Below are 17,088 nucleotides of genomic sequence, written 5' to 3'. Positions count from 1 at the left end.
CGTTTCAGCTTCACTGCCTACTCCGCCTTCCTGGCCAGGTCCCCGGCGGCCGGTGTCGGCCCGCCGCCCTTGTACGCCACGCGCCACAGCGCCGACTTGGAGTCCGAGGTGAAGAAACCGCGCCCGTAGTCGAGGACGTAGAGCGAGCCGTCCGGCGCGAACTTCCAGTCCATGAGGTTGCGGATGCCGTTCGCGCCCACCGGGATGATCTTCTTGAGGGACTCGGCGTGCGTGGGCAGTCCGCCGTTGCCGACGGTCTTCGGGTCGGTCAGCACCGCGTGGCGGGGCTGGTCGCCGTCGTAGAAGTCACCGACGAACCACTTGCCGTCCCAGTACGCGGGCCACTTGTCCTTGCTGCCGTTCGCCTCGTCGTAGCGGTAGACCGGGCCGTTCATGGTCGCCTGGCCGCCGCCCCTGAGCCACGGCAGCAGCAGCTTCTGCTCCTCCTGCTTGTAGCTGGGCACGCCGTTCGCGTCGCGCGGGTAGTCCACGCCGCCGCCCTGCGGCGAGTACCAGATGGTGTTGGGCGTGACGGGCGGCAGGTTCACCAGGCCGTCGTTGTGGGGCGACTCGTTCTTCGGCGCGTCGCAGTCGTACCAGCCGAGCGGCTTGCTCGGGTCGGGCAGATTGCGGTCGCGGTAGGGCTGGTTGTTGCCCATGCAGTACGGCCAGCCGTGGTTGCCCGGCTTGGTGATCGCGGCGAACGTGTCGTACTTCGCCGGACCCCAGGTGGTGCTCGGCGCCCCCGCGTCGGGGCCGACCCATCCGGCGTACAGGGTGTCGGTCTTCGGGTCGACGGCGATGCGGGCCGGGTTGCGCACGCCCATCACGTAGATCTCGCCGCGCGTCTTGCCGCCGCCCTCGTCCGGCTCCTCGCCGGTGAAGAGGTTGCCTTCGGGCAGGGTGTACGTACCGTCGTCCTCGGGGTGGATCCGCAGGATCTTGCCGTTGAGGTTGTTGGTGTTGCCCGCGGTGCGGCGGGCGTCCGCGAAGGACACGCCCTTGAAGTTCGGCTCCGGGTTGTTGCCGGAGTAACCCCCGCTGAATCCCGAGGAGTTGTTGTCACCCGTCGCGATGTACAGGTTCTGCTCGGAGTCCCAGGCCATGCCGCCGCCCGCGTGGCAGCAGCTGTGGATCTGGACCGGCCACGTGAGCAGGACCTTCTCGGAGGCGAGGTCCAGCCTGTTGGTGGCGAGGTCGAGGGTGAAGCGGGAGACGCGGCGCTCGGCCATGTGCGTGTCCCGGTCGATCTCCGAGTGGGGCGTGTAGTGCAGGTACACCCACCCGTTGGTGAGGAAGTCCGGGTCGGTCTCGACGCCGAGGAGGCCCTCCTCGTTCTTGACCAGCTCGTCGCCGCCGCCCTTGTTGCCGAAGACCGCCAGCGCGCCCGCGAGCGTCACCTTCTTCGTCTTCGGGTCGTAGACGTGGATCTGGCCCTGGCCCTTGCCGATGTCCGGGTTGTTCCAGTCGGTGATCACGGGCGCGTTGCCGTCGCCACCGCCCCGGCCGATGTAGATGACCCGGCCGTCCTCCGCGGTCACCAGGCCGTGCGGTTCGCCGATCTGGTCGGACTGGCCCGGCTGGTTGGGCGCGGTGATCCGCTCGGCCGTGTAGTGGGCGTCGATGCTCGCCTTGCAGTCGGCGCGCGCGATGCGCGTCGTCCACTGGAGGGCGCCCCGCAGGTGGTCGCGGAAGTCCGTCTCCCGGAAGGAGTCGGCCGTGCCGCCCATGCCGGTGTAGAAGGACCGGCCGCCGTCGTAGTCGCGGCACCAGGAGACCGGGTGGTCCCAGCCGTTGGCGCTCGCTCCCGGCTTGTACGTGGCTTCCCGTACCCGCGCCACGGTGTGCACGTCACCGGACGGGTTCTTCGTCCAGTTGAGCCACTTGTCGGGCCGCTTCCACTGGAGCGGCAGGTTCTTGGTGGCCGGGTGCCCCCGGTCGCCGACCTCCACGGTCGCGCGCTGTACGTTCGTGGGTCCGCCCGCGGCGGGCCGGGCGCCGATCAGGCCGCCGAACCAGTCGGAGTACGGCTCGGTGCGTGCCGCGTCGTGGATGCCGAGGAAGCCGCCGCCGGCTTCCATGTACGCCTCCAGGCCCGCCTCCTGCTCCGGGTCCAGCACATCGCCGCCACCGGTCAGGAAGACGACGGCGTTGAACCTGCCGAGCCTTGCCGTGGTGAAGACGGAGGCGTCGTCCGTGGCCTCCACGCGGAAGCGCTGGGCTGCGGGGCCGGACTGGCCGATCTTCTCGATAGCCTCGATGCCGGCGTTGACGGTCGGCGACTCGTCGGCGCCCGCCGAGCCGTGGAAGACGAGCACGCGGACGTTCGCGCCGCCGGGCGGAGACGGCAGCGAGGGGAGGGACAACGTTGTCGTGGGCGGAGGTTCTGGGTACGGCCGGGCGGAGGCCGCGGCGCCGCCGAGCAGGCCGGATGCGACAACTCCGGCTGTCAGAGCGGCTGCCAGTCCGCGTCGGCGTCTTGACCGGTGATGTGGTGTGCGATGCATGTATTCACCCATCCCTCAGTGGTCACAGGAACAGCCGATGAAGCTAGACCTCTTTTCGCCATACGCCAAGAGGTATGACCGGAATACCGCGAACTTTGTCCTTGGTGTGGATGAACTCGGTCGTCCCCGCTACGGTGTGGCCGTCAATCTCCGTACCGAGTGGGGAGTTGGGCATGGACCGACGTAGCTTCAACCGACGGATCCTGGCGGGCGGGGCGGTCGCGGCGACCGGGGCGACATCGTTGTCACTCGCGGCGGAGTCCGCGCCCCCCGCCGCGGCGGCTCCCTCGGCCGAGAGCCCGCCGAGGACCGCTCCGGCCGGCGGCCGGATCCATCGGCTGAAGATGTACGCCGAGAAACTGCCCGACGGGCAGCTGGGCTACGGCTTCGAGAGGGGCAAGGCGTCGGTGCCGGGCCCGCTGATCGAACTGATCGAGGGCGACACCGTCCACATCGAGTTCGAGAACACCCTGGACGTGCCGGTCAGCCTCCATGTGCACGGCGTGGACTACGAGATCGGGAGCGACGGCACCAAGCTCAGCAAGAGCCACGTCGAGCCCGGCGGGACCCGGACGTACACCTGGCGCACACACGTCCCCGGCCGGCGCAAGGACGGCACCTGGCGGTCCGGCAGCGCGGGTTACTGGCACTACCACGACCACGTGGTGGGCACGGACCACGGCACGGGCGGCATCCGCAAGGGCCTCTACGGCGGCGTGATCGTACGCCGCAAGGGCGACATCCTCCCGGACAAGACCTTCACCATCGTCTTCAACGACATGACCATCAACAACAGGCCGGGACACCAGAGCCCCGATTTCGAGGCCACGGTGGGCGATCGTGTGGAGATCGTCATGATCACGCACGGCGAGTTCTACCACACGTTCCACATCCACGGTCACCGCTGGGCCGACAACAGGACCGGCCTGCTGACCGGCCCCGACGACCCCAGCCGCATCGTCGACAACAAGATCACGGGCCCGGCGGACTCCTTCGGCTTCCAGATCATCGCGGGCGAACACGTCGGCGCGGGCGCCTGGATGTACCACTGCCACGTCCAGAGCCACTCCGACATGGGGATGGCCGGGCTCTTCCTGGTGGCCAAGGCCGACGGCACGATCCCCGGGTACGAGCCGCACCATCCGGCGGAGCACGCCCACTGACCGGCGGGCGGACCGCGTTGACGGGACGTTCAGCGGATGTTGATTCTTCCGGGGCAGGATGTGCCGCATGCCGATCAACACCACCACTGAACGTGAACTCTCCTGGCAGGAGACAGCGCTGTGCGCCCAGGCCGGACCCGAGTTCTTCTTCCCGGCCCCCGGCAGCTCCACCCGCGAGGCCAAGCAGCTCTGCGGCGCCTGCGAAGGGCGGGTGGCCTGCCTGGAGTACGCCCTCTCGAACGACGAGCGGTTCGGCGTCTGGGGCGGACTCTCCGAGAAGGAAAGGCTCCGCCTCAGGCGCGGACCACGCTGACGCGCTGCTTCCGCACGCCCTCTGGCACGGGTGTCCCCCACCCGCCATGCTGAGCTCCGCACCATCGGCGAACCGCCCGGGGGGACGTGTTGAGCAGCAGGCAGGCAACGGCCGAGTACGACTACGTCATCGTGGGAGCGGGTTCGGCGGGCTGTGTGCTCGCCGCCCGGCTGTCGGAGGACCCGACGGTGCGGGTCGCGCTCGTCGAGTCGGGCGGCCGGGACCGCAAGGCCGAGATACGGATCCCCGCGGCCTTCCCCAAACTCTTCAAGACGCCGTACGACTGGAACTTCAGCACCGCCGAGCAGCCCGGACTGGGCGGCCGCGAGCTGTACTGGCCGCGCGGTCACACACTGGGCGGCTGTTCCTCGGTCAACGCGATGATGTGGGTGCGCGGTCACCGCGACGACTACGACGCCTGGGGCGAGGCGGCGGGCTCCGAGTGGTCGTACGACGCGATCGTGCCGTACTTCCGGCGGGCGGAGCGGTGGACGGGCAGCACGGCGGGCCGCTCGGTGTACGGGACCCGGGGGCCGCTGGCCATCTCGCCGCCGCGCGACCCCAACCCGACCACGGCGGCCTTCCTGGAGGCCTGCCGCGCAGCGGGGCTGGCCGAACTCCCCGAACTGAACGTCCCCGACCCCAGCGGCTTCTCCCTGACCCCGGTCAACCAGCGGGCCGGCCGCCGCTGGAGCACCGCCGACGGGTACCTCAAGCCGGCGGCGCGCCGCCGGAACCTGGACGTCGTCACGGATGCCCGGGTGCGTCGGCTGTCCTTCGAGGGCACGCGCGCGACGGGGGTGGTGGCGGACGCGGGGAAGGTGCTGCGCGCCCGCCGCGAGGTGATCCTCAGCGCGGGCGCCGTCGGGTCCCCGCAGCTGCTCATGCTCTCGGGCATCGGCGACCCGGACCACCTGCGCGAGACCGGCATAGACCTGCGGGCGGCCTCCCCCGACGTGGGCCGCCACCTCCAGGACCACCTGTCCGCGGTGGTCACGATGCGCTGCCCGCTCCCGGTCACCCTGACCGGCGCGGACACGCTCGCCAACATCGGCCGCTTCCTCCTCGCCGGGCGCGGACCGCTCACCTCGAACGTCGGCGAGGCCGTCGCCTTCGTCCGCAGTACACCGGAACTGGCCGCCCCGGACATCGAATTGATCTACGCCCCGGTGCCGTTCGTCGAGCACGGCCTGACGCCGCCCACCGAGCACGGCGTCACGATCGGCGTGATCCTGCTCCAGCCGGCGAGCGAGGGCCGCATCACCCTCACCGACGACCGGGCCACCTCGGCGCCGCGCATCGATCCGGGCTACCTGACGGACGAGTCCGACCTGCGCCGCCTGGCGGCGGGCGTCCGCCGGGCCGAAGCCCTCTTCGCCGACCCCGCGTTCGCGCCGTACACGGCGGGCCCGATGGCTCCGTACCCGGGCGTCGTCGACGACGAGGCCCTGGCCCGGGCGGTCCGTGACTCCTCCGAGACGCTCTACCACCCGGTGGGCACCTGCCGCATGGGCGCCGACGACGCGTCGGTGACCGATCCGCGGCTGCGGGTCAGAGGGGTGCGGGGGCTCCGGGTGGTGGACGCCTCGGTGATGCCCCGGATCACCCGGGGAAACACGCAGGCCCCCACGGTGGCGATAGCGGAGAAGGCCGCGGAGCTGATCCGTGAGGACGCGCGGAAGTAGGGCCCGCGGACGTCAGGGTCCCGGGCCCTGCCCGGACGCGGCGCGTGCGGGCAGCGTCCCGTGGCGCGGAGGCGGGCGCACCGACCGGGCCGGGCCCCGGCGCGACCTGCTGGAACGGCCGCGCCGCCACCCGGTACAGGGCGTCCGTGACGCGGCCTGTGCCGTGGTGGCGGCGTACGGCTGGTGACCGGGGGTGGTCAGGAGGCGGCGCGGGCAGCCATCCGGGCCTTGCGCGTGGCCAGCTTCTCGTCGAACTTGCTGGCTTCGGAGTCCAGCCCGTTCATGTACAGGCCGAGCTCCTCCTGCGCCTTGAGCCCCTCGGGGCCGAGCCCGTCGATCTCCAGGACCTTCAGGTAGCGCAGGACCGGCTGGAGCACGTCGTCGTGGTGGATGCGCATGTTGTAGATCTCGCCGATCGCCATCTGCGCGGCGGCCCGCTCGAAGCCCGGCATGCCGTGTCCGGGCATCCGGAAGTTCACGACGACGTCGCGCACCGACTGCATCGTCAGGTCGGGTGCGATCTCGAAGGCCGCACCCAGCAGGTTGCGGTAGAAGACCATGTGCAGGTTCTCGTCGGTCGCGATCCGCGCCAGCATGCGGTCGCAGACGGGGTCGCCCGACTGGTGTCCGGTGTTGCGGTGCGAGACGCGCGTCGCGAGCTCCTGGAAGGCCACGTACGCCACGGAGTGCAGCATCGAGTGGCGGTTGTCGGACTCGAAGCCCTCCGACATGTGCTGCATGCGGAACGCCTCGAGCTTGTCCGGGTCGACGGCGCGCGAGGTGAGCAGGTAGTCGCGCATCACGATGCCGTGCCGGCCCTCCTCCGCGGTCCAGCGGTGCACCCAGGTGCCCCAGGCGCCGTCGCGGCCGAAGAGGGAGGCGATCTCGTGGTGGTAGCTGGGGAGGTTGTCCTCGGTCAGCAGGTTCACGACGAGCGCGATCTTGCCGATGTCGGTGACCTTCGACTGCCCGGGCTCCCAGGCCTGGCCGTCGTCGAAGATGCCGGGGAAGTTACGGCCGTCGGAGAACGGGACGTACTCGTGCGGCATCCAGTCCTTGGCGACCTTGAGATGGCGGTTCAGTTCCTTTTCCACCACCTCTTCCAGCGCGTACAGCAGCCGGGCGTCGGTCCACGCGTCCGAACTGCCGAGTTGGGGAGAGGTGATCGTCACGGGTGCTCCTGGGGACGGGGACGAGGGGAGAAGTACCTACGGCTTCGTAGGTTACGTGACCGTAGGTTAAGGGGGTCGTAAGAGCTGAGCCAAGTCTTGGTGTGCGATGTCCCGTTACAGTCAGTTATGTGCACAGGTCAGGCGGGTGTACCAGGAGGCATGTCACCTCCCGGATTCCCGTACTCTCCGGTTTCAACCAGAACCGGTTCGCGCCCCGGTCCTGCGGACGACTCGGCGGCCCCCGGCCCAGCGGGCAGCGCCCCTCAGGAGTCGCCGTCCGGCCCGGGCTCCCGTCCCAGTTCCAGCCGCCGGGTGATCCCGATCGACTCCAGGAACGGCTCGTCGTGGCTCGACACGACCAGCGCGCCCCCCGTACGACTCCAGAGCCTGGACCAGCCGGCGCACGCTCGCCATGTCCAGGTTGTTCGTCGGCTCGTCCAGCAGCAGCAACTGCGGCGCCGGCTCCGCCAGCAGCAGCGCCGCCAGCGTCGCCCGGAACCGCTCTCCGCCGGACAGCGTCCCCGCCCGCTGGTCCGCCCGCGACCCCTTGAACAGGAAGCGCGCCAGCCGCGCCCTGATGGCGTTGTTGGTCGCCGAGGGCGCGAACTTCGCCACGTTCTCGGCCACCGTCAGCCCGTCGTCCAGTACGTCGAGCCGCTGGGGCAGGAAACGCAGCGGCACGTGCGCGACCGCCTCGCCCGAGACCGGCTCCAGCTCTCCGGTGACCGTGCGCAGCAGCGTCGTCTTGCCCGCACCGTTGCGCCCGGTCAGCGCGATCCGCTCGGGACCGCGCACCTCGAACTCGCCGCCGATCCGCGCCCCGTACCGCAGGTGGAGATCGCGCAGCGTCAGCACCCTGAGCCCCGGATGCACGGTCGTGTGCGGCAGTACGACGTTGATCTCGTCGTCGTCGCGCACCGCCTCCACCGCCCCGCTCAGCCGCTCCTTCGCCTCCGCCAGCTTCTCGGTGTGCATGATGCGGTGCCTGCCCGCCGACTCCTGCGCGGCGCGCTTGCGGGCGTTCATGACGATCTTCGGCTCGCGCTTGCTGTCGTACATCTTCTGCCCGTACCGCTTCCGGCGGGCCAGTTTCACCTGTGCGTCGGCCAGCTCCTTCTTCTGCCGGTGCACATCGGCCTCGGCGACCCGCACCATGCGTTCGGCCGCCTCCTGCTCGACGGCGAGCGCTTCCTCGTACGCCGAGAAGTTCCCGCCGTACCAGCGGACTTCGCCCTCGCGCAGCTCGGCGATCTGGTCGACGCGCTCCAGCAGTTCACGGTCGTGGCTGACCACGACCATCACGCCGGACCAGGCCTCGACCGCGGTGTACAGGTGTTCGCGAGCCCGCCGGTCCAGGTTGTTCGTCGGCTCGTCGAGGAGGAGGACGGCGGGGCGGCGCAGCAGCAGCGCGGCCAGCCGCAGCAGCACCGACTCGCCGCCCGACACCTCGCCGATGGTCCGGTCGAGGCCGATCCGGACGAGCCCGAGCTGGTCGAGGGTGGCGCGGGCGCGCTCCTCGACGTCCCAGTCGTCACCGACGGCCGTGAAGTTCTCCCCGGTCGCCTCGCCCGCCTCGATCGCGTGCAGGGCGGTGCGCGTCCCGGCGATGCCGAGGGCCTCGTCCACGCGCAGCGTGGTGTCGAGGACCAGGTTCTGCGGGAGGTAGCCGATCTCGCCGGCCACCCGGACCTTCCCGCGGGTGGGGGCGAGCTCACCGGCCATCAGCCGCAACAGGGTTGACTTCCCTGATCCGTTGAGACCGATCAGACCAGTCCTCCCGGGGCCGACCGCCAGCTGGAAGTCGTCGAACACGGGACTCCCGTCCGGCCAGCCGAAGGAGAGCGCGGAACAGGTGAGATGAGCGGGGAAGGTGGACAAGAGTGCCTCCCGGTTGCTGGAAACGAGCAGGGGCGACGGGTGGAGACACCGGGGCGTGGGCGACGTACGGCCGGAAAGGAGCGAGGGATCTTCGCGCAGAACGCAGAACGCAGAACGCAGAACGCAGAACTGCAAAAAGGCCCGGTCCGGGAAGGGACGGCTCAAGTGCCGAGGTCGCACGCGGCACGCACCGGCAGAAGCCGTGCGGCACGGTGTCTCAGAACCTCAGGCGAGCAACGTCCACTCCGATCGACGACGACAGGGCCACAACCAAAGTACGTCATGGCTCCGAAGGCGCCAACCGATTAATCCGGCTCTCTCGTCACAGCGCGTCGCGCAGCAGTTCGGCCAGGTCGTGGTCGACGTCCAGGTGCAGGTGCTCGTCGCCCACGGGCACGAGTGCGTGCGTGCGCCGGAGGAAGCGGTGCAGGTCGGCGGTGCGGACGTGGATCATCGCGGTGCCCTCGGCGGCGTGGAATTCCAGTACGGTCCGCCCGTAGCCGTACGGCCGCACCCGTACGTCGCCCAGACCGGCCCGCGTGTCCACGCCGGTGGCCAGGAGATCGCGGGCGAACATCCAGGACACCTCGACACCCTCCAGGGTCGCGGGCGGCGGGAAGGCCATGCGTACGGCGAAGGGCTCCGCGCGGTCGTACCGCAAGGTCGCGGGGACCGTCTCCATCCGGGGCGCGGACGAGATCAGACGGGCCTGTACGGCTTGCTCGATCACGGGAGACAAGGCCTGCCCCCTCTCACGGTTCGGTCGATGTGTCCTGTCACAGGGACAGACGTAGGAACACGCGATTCCGTGCATGCGGCGGGGATGTGACCTGCGTCACCAGCTCCCCTCCGGGGCGTGGGCGGGAGACGCGCCCTGGACGGCGCCGGTGGCGTGGACTAGCTTCCACCGCCATGAGGGGTACGGGGAAGACGAGGCGGATGGTGTCGGTGGGGCTGTGCGGGACGGCGCTGGCCGCCGCCCTGGCCGCCCCGGCGCAGGCGGACGTACAGGCGCGGTCACCGTGGAGCGGTCCCGGCTGGCAGCTGAAGGACACCGGCGAGGACGTGCGGCTGCGGGGCCTGGCGGCGGTCAGCCGGAGGACCGCGTGGGTCGCCGGGTCCAAGGGCACGGTGCTGCGCACGGCCGACGGCGGCCGGAGCTGGCGCGACGTCTCGCCGCCGGGCGCGGGGGAGATGGAGTTCCGCGACATCGAGGCCTTCGACGGCCGGCGCGCGGTGGTGCTGGCCATCGGCGAGGGCGAGGCGTCCCGGATCTTCCGCACCGGGGACGGCGGCGCGAGCTGGACCGAGAGCTTCCGCAACACCGACCCCAAGGCGTTCTACGACTGCGTCACCTTCTTCGACAGCCGCAACGGCCTCGCGATGAGCGACCCGGTCGACGGCAAGTACCGCATCCTGTCCACCGGCGACGGCGGCACGTCGTGGAAGGTCCTGCCGAGCGCGGGCATGCCCGCGGCGCAGAGTGGCGAGGCGGGCTTCGCGGCGAGCGGCCAGTGCCTGGTCAGCTCCGGTCCGCGGGACGTATGGCTCGCCACGGGAGGCGGAGCGGCCGGCCGGGTGCTGCACTCCGCGGACCGCGGCCTGACCTGGACCGCGGCCGAGACGGCGATCCCGGCGGGCGATCCGGCGCGGGGCGTCTTCGGCCTCGCCTTCCGCGACCGCGACCACGGCATCGCGGTCGGCGGCGACTACCGCGCCGGTGAGGCGTCGCCGCGGGCGGCGGCGGTCACCGGCGACGGCGGCCGTAGCTGGCAGGGGTCGAAGACCCCGTCGCCGGCGTACCGCTCGGGCGTGGCCTGGCTGCCGCACACCAGGTCCGGCGCGCTGGCGGTCGGCCCCACGGGCACGGACCTCACGCTGGACGGCGGCCGCAACTGGCGGACGGTCGACACCGGTTCGTACGACACGGTCGACTGCGCGCCGGACTTCGGCTGCTGGGCGTCGGGCGAGAAGGGCCGCGTGGCGCGCCTGGAGTTCTGACGGCCGGGAGCGGCTGCCCCCTACGCGGGCGGCTGCTCCCGGTACGGCGCGAGCCCCGGCGCCGCCTTCGTCACCACGAACTCGGTGATCCGGTACACGCACACCCCCGCCGCCGTGAACGGGTCGGCCGCCGCGATCTTCTCGATCCGCGCCCGGTCGTCCCCGACGGCGAGGATCACCCCGCCGTCACGCGGCACCTTGCGCCCCGAGGCGACGAACACCCCCGCCTCGTACTGCGCGTCCAGCCAGGCCATGTGCGCTTCGAGCAGTTCGTCGGCGCGCTCGACGGGGGCGGTGTAGGTCAGCTCCAGTACAAACATGATCGTCAGGCTACCCGTACCCTTCTGATCACTATGAAGAGCCCGAGTTCCCCCGCCGACGAAGCCGAAGCCCGAGCGATCCAGGACGAACTGCGCGCCCGCGTGGTGCTCGACGAGCCGGGGCCGCCCCCCGGCACCGGCCTGGTGACGGGCGTCGACGTGGCGTACGACGACGCGCGCGACATCGTCGCCGCGGCGGCCGTCGTCCTCGACGCCGCGACGCTCGCCGTGGTGGAGGAGGCCACGGCGGTGGGCCGCGTCGCCTTTCCGTACGTCCCCGGCCTGCTCGCGTTCCGGGAACTGCCCACGGTGCTCGCCGCCCTCGCGTCGCTGTCGGCGGACCCGGGGCTCGTGGTCTGCGACGGGTACGGGCGGGCCCACCCGCGCCGCTTCGGCCTCGCCAGTCACCTCGGCGTCGTGACGGGGCTCGCGGCCGTCGGCGTCGCCAAGAATCCCTTCACCTTCACGTACGAGCAGCCGGGCCCCCACCGTGGCGCCATGTCCCCGCTGCTGGACGGGGCGGGCGAGGAGGTGGGCCGTGCGGTGCGTACCCAGGACGGTGTGAAGCCGGTCTTCGTCTCCGTCGGCCACCGGGTGAGCCTGGACAACGCCTGCGCGCACACGCTGCGCCTGGCACCCGGCTTCCGGCTCCCGGAGTCGACCCGCAGGGCGGACGCCCTGTGCCGCCGGGCCCTGCGCGAGGCGGTCGGTGCCGGTTTCGGAACAAGCGCGTGACTGAGTACCTGTACGGATGTTTGAACCGCGGCGATGGGACAGGGTGATCGTATGAGCCCCTACCCGAACCCGAGCCCGAGCCCGAGCCCCGAGGGGCACCCGCATCCGCACGCGCACCCGGAACACCCCACGTACCCCCGGCCTCCCCGGTCGGCCGAGTCCGTGACGCTGCACCGCGCGGGACGCCGTACGAACGTGGGCATTCTGCTCGGCGGCCTGGCCGCGCTGGGCTGGACCGGCGGGATGATCTACACCATCGCGGGCTGGGTCACCGGCCAGTGACCCCGGCGGTTTCCCGCACGTCCGCGACCCGGAACCCCAGCCCGGCCGCCGTCAGCCGCTCCAGCAGCGCGTCACCCATCGCCACCGCCGTCGTCACCTGCCCCAACGTCGGGGGGAGCTCGTCGAAGGCCAGGCACAGCACCGACTCGGCCAGCATCTTCGCCGTCTCGTCGTAGCCCGGGTCACCGCCCGACACCTCGGTGAACACCCGGCGCCCGCCGCCCTCACCCACGAAGCGCACGGTGAACCAGCTTCTGGCCCTGCGCTCCTCGTCGGGGCCCGAGCCCGCCGCGTACCGGCCCATGAGCCACGCGCGCGCCGCCGGGAACTGGGCGAGCGTGAGGACGGCCCCCACCGCGGCCACCGAGCCGGCCGCGACCGGCAGCCACTTCACCGACGCGTAGTGCCGGTAGCGGAAATCCGGTCCGTACCGCTCCAGCGCGGCCGCCGAACGGACCACCACCTGCGGGTCGATGGTCGCCAGCGGCAGCGCCCAGGTCCCCGTCTCGCGGCTGCGCCGCGGCCCGCCGAGCGGAGACCGCGCCCGCCGCCCCACGGGCCCCGGCTCGGACAGCCGCCGCTCCTTCGCGGCCCGCAGCGTCTGCCGTCCCCGCCCCAGTGCGGTGATCGCGGAGGCGAAGGTGCCGCCCGAGAACATCGCGCGGGAGCGGACGAATCCGTCGACGCGCAGCGGTACGCCCTCGGGCAGCTGCTTGACGGTGAAGTACACCCCGAGGTCGTGCGGGACCGAATCGAACCCGCAGGCGTGCACGATCCGTGCCCCGCTCCTGCGGGCCCGCGCGTCGTACCGGAGGTACATCCGGTCGGCGAACTCCGGCTCGCCCGTCAGGTCCGCGTAGTCCGTGCCCGCGTCCGCGCAGGCGGCGACGAGCTCCTCGCCGTGCTGGATGTAGGGGCCCACCGTCGTGGCCAGGACCCGGGTGCTCGCGGCGAGTTCGCGCAGCGAGGCGGGATCGGACGCGTCGGCGTGCAGGAGGGGGAGCGTCGCACAGGCCGGATCGACCGCCACGAGCCGCTCGCGCAGCTTCTCCAGCTTCGCGCGGTCACGCCCGGCGACGGCCCAGCGGCAGCCGGCGGGCGCGTGGACGGCGAGGTACCGCGCGGTGAGCTCCCCGACGAAGCCCGTCGCCCCGAAGAGCACGATGTCGTACGCGCGCCCCGTGCTGTCACTGCCTGGCACTGTTTCGCTCATGGGGGCAGAGGCTAGCGGCAACGGGGAGTAAAAAGAACTAAGCGCTTGCTTGCCTCAGAGGCTTGTGCTGAGTGGAACGCGTTCTTAGCATCATTGATGTTACATCAGTTGTGTCACAGGGCTGGGGGCTTGATGGCAGGCACAGGGAACGGCCCGCGCGGACCCCTGGACGGGGTGCGCGTGGTGGAACTGGCGGGAATCGGCCCCGGCCCGTTCGCCGCCATGTTCCTCGCGGACCTCGGCGCCGACGTGGTCCGCGTGGACCGCCCCGGCGGTGCGGGGCTGGGCGTCGACCCGGCGTACGACCTCACCAACCGCAACAAGCGTTCGGTGATCGTCGACCTCAAGTCCGCCGCGGGACCGGCCCGGGTCCTCGGTCTGGCCGAGCGCGCCGACGTCCTCATCGAGGGCTACCGCCCCGGCGTCGCCGAACGTCTCGGCGTCGGCCCCGACGCCTGTCTGGCCCGCAACCCGCGGCTCGTGTACGGGCGGATGACGGGCTGGGGCCAGGAGGGCCCGCTCGCGCGGCGCGCCGGGCACGACATCGCGTACATCGCCCTCACCGGCACCCTCGGCATGTCCGGCAGGGCGGACGAGCCGCCCACCGTCCCCGCGAACCTCGTCGGCGACTACGCGGGCGGCTCGCTCTACCTCGTCATCGGCGTCCTCGCCGCGCTTCAGCACGCCCGCACGGAGGGCGGCACCGGGCAGGTCGTCGACGCCGCGATCGTCGACGGCGCCGCCCACCTCGCCACGATGATCCACGGCATGCTGGCGGCCGGCGGCTGGCAGGACCGGCGGTCGGCCAACCTGCTCGACGGCGGCTGCCCCTTCTACGGCACCTACGAGACCTCCGACGGCCGGTACATGGCGGTCGGCGCGCTGGAGCAGCAGTTCTACGCCGAGTTCACCGAGCTCCTCGGCCTGGGGGCGGAGGAGGCGCGGGCCCGCGACGACATGGCCCGCTGGGGCGAGCTGCGCGAAGCGATCGCCACCCGCTTCAAGGCGAAGACCCGCGACGAGTGGACCGCCGTCTTCGAGGGCTCGGACGCCTGCGTCGCGCCCGTCCTCTCGCTGCGCGAGGCACCCGCCCACCCGCACCTGGCCGCGCGCTCCACGTTCACCGACCACGGCGGGATCACCCAGCCGGCCCCCGCGCCCCGGTTCTCCGCCACGCCCGGGTCCGTACGGCGGGGCCCCGCCCGGCCCGGGGCCGGCGCCGCCGAGGTGGCGCGGGACTGGGACCTGCCGGAGCTCACCGGGGACGGCGGCGCCTGATGGGGCGCCGCGTACCGCTGAGCCGCGCGGTCCTCCACGTCGTTCCCGCCGGTCCCGGGCCGGCCGGGCCGATCGAAATCCTCAAGGCCCTCAAAACACTCAAGGGCCGGCCGTAGGAGGCACAGTTGAAGCGTCAGATCTTCACCGCGGAGCACGAAGCCTTCCGGAAGACCGTACGCACCTTCCTGGCGAAGGAGGTGACGCCGTACTACGAGCAGTGGGAGAAGGACGGCATCGTCAGCCGGGAGGCGTGGCTGGCGGCCGGAAGGCAGGGCCTGCTCGGTCTCGCCGTACCGGAGGAGTACGGGGGCGGCGGGAACCCCGACTTCCGCTACAGCGCCGTACTCGCCGAGGAGTTCACCCGGGCCGGCGCGTCCGGGCTCGCGCTCGGCCTGCACAACGACATCATCGGCCCGTACCTCACCGGGCTCGCCACCGACGAGCAGAAGCGGCGCTGGCTGCCCGGCTTCTGCACCGGTGAGACGATCACCGCCATCGCGATGACCGAGCCGGGCGCGGGCTCCGACCTCCAGGGCATCCGCACGACGGCCGAGGACCGGGGCGACCACTGGGTGCTCAACGGCTCGAAGACCTTCATCTCCAACGGCATCCTCGCCGACCTGGTGGTCGTCGTCGCGAAGACGTCTCCCGAGGGCGGCGCCAAGGGCCTGTCCCTGCTCGTCGTGGAGCGCGGCGCGGAGGGCTTCGGGCGCGGACGCAACCTCGACAAGATCGGCCAGAAGTCCCAGGACACCGCCGAGCTCTTCTTCGACGGTGTACGCGTCCCCAAGGAGAACCTGCTCGGGGACCTCGACGGAGCCTTCGTCCACCTGATGACCAACCTGGCGCAGGAGCGCATGGGCATCGCGGTCGCCGGGATCGCCGCAGCCGAGTACCTGCTGGAGATCACCACGGCGTACGTCAAGGAGCGCGAGGCGTTCGGACGGCCGCTGTCCAAGCTCCAGCACATCCGCTTCGAGATCGCGGAGATGGCCACCGAGTGCGCCGTCACCCGCACCTTCCTCGACCGCTGCATCGTCGATCACTCGAACGGCGAACTCGACGCCGTCCACGCGTCGATGGCCAAGTGGTGGGCCACCGAACTCCAGAAGCGCGTCGCCGACCGCTGCCTGCAACTGCACGGCGGCTACGGCTACATGACCGAGTACCGCGTCGCCCGGGCCTTCACCGACGGCCGCATCCAGACGATCTACGGCGGCACGACCGAAATCATGAAGGAGATCATCGGCCGCTCGCTCCTCGCCTGACCCCGCCCGGTTCTCGTCCGGCCGGCTTCTGTCACGTACCCCTCGAAAGGCTGCTGTCTTGAGTACCGAAGCGTTTGTGTACGACGCGATCCGCACCCCGCGCGGGCGCGGCAAGGCCAATGGCGCCCTGCACGGCACCAAGCCGATCGACCTCGTCGTCGGCCTCATCCACGAAGTCCGCCGCCGCTTCCCCGGCCTCGACCCGGCCGCGGTCGACGACATCGTCCTCGGCGTCGTCAGCCCCCTCGGCGACCAGGGCTCCGACATCGCACGCACCGCGGCCGTCGCGGCCGGGCTGCCCGACACCGTCGCCGGCGTACAGGAGAACCGCTTCTGCGCCTCGGGTCTGGAAGCCGTCAACATGGCGGCGGCGAAGGTCCGTTCCGGCTGGGAGGACCTCGTGCTGGCGGGCGGTGTCGAGTCGATGTCACGCGTCCCCATGGGCTCCGACGGCGGTGCCTGGGCCATGGACCCGATGACCAACTGGGACACCGGCTTCGCGCCCCAGGGCATCGGCGCCGACCTCATCGCCACCATCGAGGGCTTCACGCGCCACGACGTCGACTCGTACGCCGCGCTGTCGCAGGAGCGGGCCGCCGAGGCGTGGAAGGACGGCCGCTTCGGGCGTTCCGTCGTCCCCGTCCTGGACCGCAACGGCCTGGTCGTCCTCGACCACGACGAGCACATGCGCCCCGGTACCACCGCCGAGTCGCTCGGCGCGCTCAAGCCGTCCTTCGCGACGATCGGCGAGCACGGCGGCTTCGACGCCGTCGCGCTGCAGAAGTACCACTGGGTCGAGGAGATCGACCACGTGCACCACGCGGGCAACTCGTCCGGCATCGTGGACGGCGCGGCTCTCGTCGCCATCGGCTCGCAGGCGGTCGGCGAGCGCTACGGCCTCACCCCCCGCGCCCGTATCGTCTCGGCGGCCGTCTCCGGCTCCGAGCCGACGATCATGCTGACCGGCCCCGCGCCCGCCACCCGCAAGGCACTCGCCAAGGCGGGCCTGACCATCGACGACATCGACCTGGTCGAGATCAACGAGGCCTTCGCGGGCGTCGTGCTGCGCTTCGTCAAGGACATGGGCCTCTCCCTCGACAAGGTCAACGTCAACGGCGGCGCCATCGCCATGGGCCACCCCCTGGGTGCCACCGGCGCGATGATCCTCGGCACGCTCATCGACGAGCTGGAACGCCGTGACCAGCGGTACGGCCTGGCCACGCTGTGCGTCGGCGGCGGCATGGGCATCGCCACCGTCGTCGAGCGCCTCTGA

The 17,088-nt window shown here is 71.4% G+C and carries 14 protein-coding genes and 1 pseudogene; 9 read left to right on the top strand and 6 right to left on the bottom strand.

Features of this window, described 5'->3' with window-relative positions:
- Positions 1-17: 17 nt before the first annotated feature.
- Positions 18-2,507, bottom strand: a complete 2,490-nt coding sequence (locus tag BN1555_RS03875; protein ID WP_093803157.1) for a ThuA domain-containing protein — start codon at positions 2,505-2,507, stop codon at positions 18-20.
- Positions 2,508-2,680: 173 nt separating this feature from the next.
- Here BN1555_RS03875 and BN1555_RS03870 point away from each other — a divergent pair, with 173 nt between their 5' ends.
- The 3 genes from BN1555_RS03870 (at position 2,681) to BN1555_RS03860 (ending at position 5,668) form a co-directional block, all read left to right on the top strand.
- Entirely contained in the window at positions 2,681-3,670 is a 990-nt protein-coding gene (locus BN1555_RS03870) for a multicopper oxidase domain-containing protein (RefSeq protein WP_093797861.1), read from the top strand.
- A 67-nt stretch (positions 3,671-3,737) separates the two neighbouring features.
- Complete coding sequence (locus tag BN1555_RS03865) at positions 3,738-3,983, top strand: WhiB family transcriptional regulator (RefSeq protein ID WP_093797859.1); 246 nt, start codon at positions 3,738-3,740, stop codon at positions 3,981-3,983.
- Positions 3,984-4,072: 89 nt separating this feature from the next.
- Positions 4,073-5,668: a GMC family oxidoreductase gene (locus BN1555_RS03860; RefSeq protein WP_093803156.1), complete on the top strand. Its 1,596-nt coding sequence runs from the start codon at positions 4,073-4,075 to the stop codon at positions 5,666-5,668.
- A gap of 197 nt (positions 5,669-5,865) precedes the next feature.
- On the opposite strand, the gene BN1555_RS03855 is transcribed toward BN1555_RS03860, so the two are convergent.
- From BN1555_RS03855 to BN1555_RS03845, 3 genes and pseudogenes are all read right to left on the bottom strand, one after another.
- On the bottom strand, positions 5,866-6,840 hold the full coding sequence (locus BN1555_RS03855; RefSeq protein WP_093797857.1) for an acyl-ACP desaturase: 975 nt from the start codon (positions 6,838-6,840) through the stop codon (positions 5,866-5,868).
- A 263-nt stretch (positions 6,841-7,103) separates the two neighbouring features.
- Positions 7,104-8,718 (bottom strand): annotated as a pseudogene (locus BN1555_RS03850) (ABC-F family ATP-binding cassette domain-containing protein).
- Positions 8,719-9,040: 322 nt separating this feature from the next.
- On the bottom strand, positions 9,041-9,457 hold the full coding sequence (locus tag BN1555_RS03845) for a spore wall synthesis regulator SsgD (protein ID WP_093797855.1): 417 nt from the start codon (positions 9,455-9,457) through the stop codon (positions 9,041-9,043).
- Positions 9,458-9,630: 173 nt separating this feature from the next.
- On the opposite strand from BN1555_RS03845, the gene BN1555_RS03840 reads away from it, so the two are divergent.
- A complete protein-coding gene (locus BN1555_RS03840; RefSeq protein WP_255305866.1) occupies positions 9,631-10,719 on the top strand; it encodes a beta propeller repeat protein in 1,089 nt (362 codons plus the stop codon).
- A 20-nt stretch (positions 10,720-10,739) separates the two neighbouring features.
- Here BN1555_RS03840 and BN1555_RS03835 read toward each other — a convergent pair whose 3' ends face one another.
- Positions 10,740-11,039, bottom strand: coding sequence for a YciI family protein (locus BN1555_RS03835; RefSeq protein ID WP_093797851.1), 300 nt, complete (start codon positions 11,037-11,039; stop codon positions 10,740-10,742).
- Between the two features lie 33 nt (positions 11,040-11,072).
- On the opposite strand from BN1555_RS03835, the gene BN1555_RS03830 reads away from it, so the two are divergent.
- Together BN1555_RS03830 and mmpA are read left to right on the top strand one after the other, a co-directional pair.
- Positions 11,073-11,774, top strand: coding sequence for an endonuclease V (locus BN1555_RS03830; protein ID WP_093797849.1), 702 nt, complete (start codon positions 11,073-11,075; stop codon positions 11,772-11,774).
- A gap of 51 nt (positions 11,775-11,825) precedes the next feature.
- Positions 11,826-12,056 (top strand): morphogenic membrane protein MmpA, encoded by a 231-nt coding sequence (mmpA, locus tag BN1555_RS38415; RefSeq protein WP_141662805.1) that lies wholly within the window; start codon positions 11,826-11,828, stop codon positions 12,054-12,056.
- On the opposite strand, the gene BN1555_RS03825 is transcribed toward mmpA, so the two are convergent.
- Positions 12,043-13,269 carry a saccharopine dehydrogenase family protein gene (locus BN1555_RS03825; RefSeq protein ID WP_093797847.1) on the bottom strand — a complete coding sequence of 409 codons (1,227 nt, stop codon included), beginning with the start codon at positions 13,267-13,269 and terminating at the stop codon, positions 12,043-12,045. The genes mmpA and BN1555_RS03825 overlap by 14 nt on opposite strands.
- Before the next feature lie 132 nt (positions 13,270-13,401).
- Here BN1555_RS03825 and BN1555_RS03820 point away from each other — a divergent pair, with 132 nt between their 5' ends.
- From BN1555_RS03820 to BN1555_RS03810, 3 genes are all read left to right on the top strand, one after another.
- Positions 13,402-14,547 carry a CaiB/BaiF CoA transferase family protein gene (locus BN1555_RS03820; RefSeq protein ID WP_255305865.1) on the top strand — a complete coding sequence of 382 codons (1,146 nt, stop codon included), beginning with the start codon at positions 13,402-13,404 and terminating at the stop codon, positions 14,545-14,547.
- A 125-nt stretch (positions 14,548-14,672) separates the two neighbouring features.
- Complete coding sequence (locus BN1555_RS03815; protein ID WP_093797843.1) at positions 14,673-15,815, top strand: acyl-CoA dehydrogenase family protein; 1,143 nt, start codon at positions 14,673-14,675, stop codon at positions 15,813-15,815.
- A 58-nt stretch (positions 15,816-15,873) separates the two neighbouring features.
- Positions 15,874-17,088 (top strand): acetyl-CoA C-acetyltransferase, encoded by a 1,215-nt coding sequence (locus tag BN1555_RS03810; protein ID WP_093797841.1) that lies wholly within the window; start codon positions 15,874-15,876, stop codon positions 17,086-17,088.

It is taken from the genome of Streptomyces sp. Wb2n-11, assembly GCF_001049855.1.
GTDB classification, from domain to species: Bacteria; Actinomycetota; Actinomycetes; order Streptomycetales; family Streptomycetaceae; genus Streptomyces; species Streptomyces altiplanensis.
Note: the sequence above shows the minus strand (reverse complement) of the source record. Positions and strands in the feature narration are given on the sequence as shown.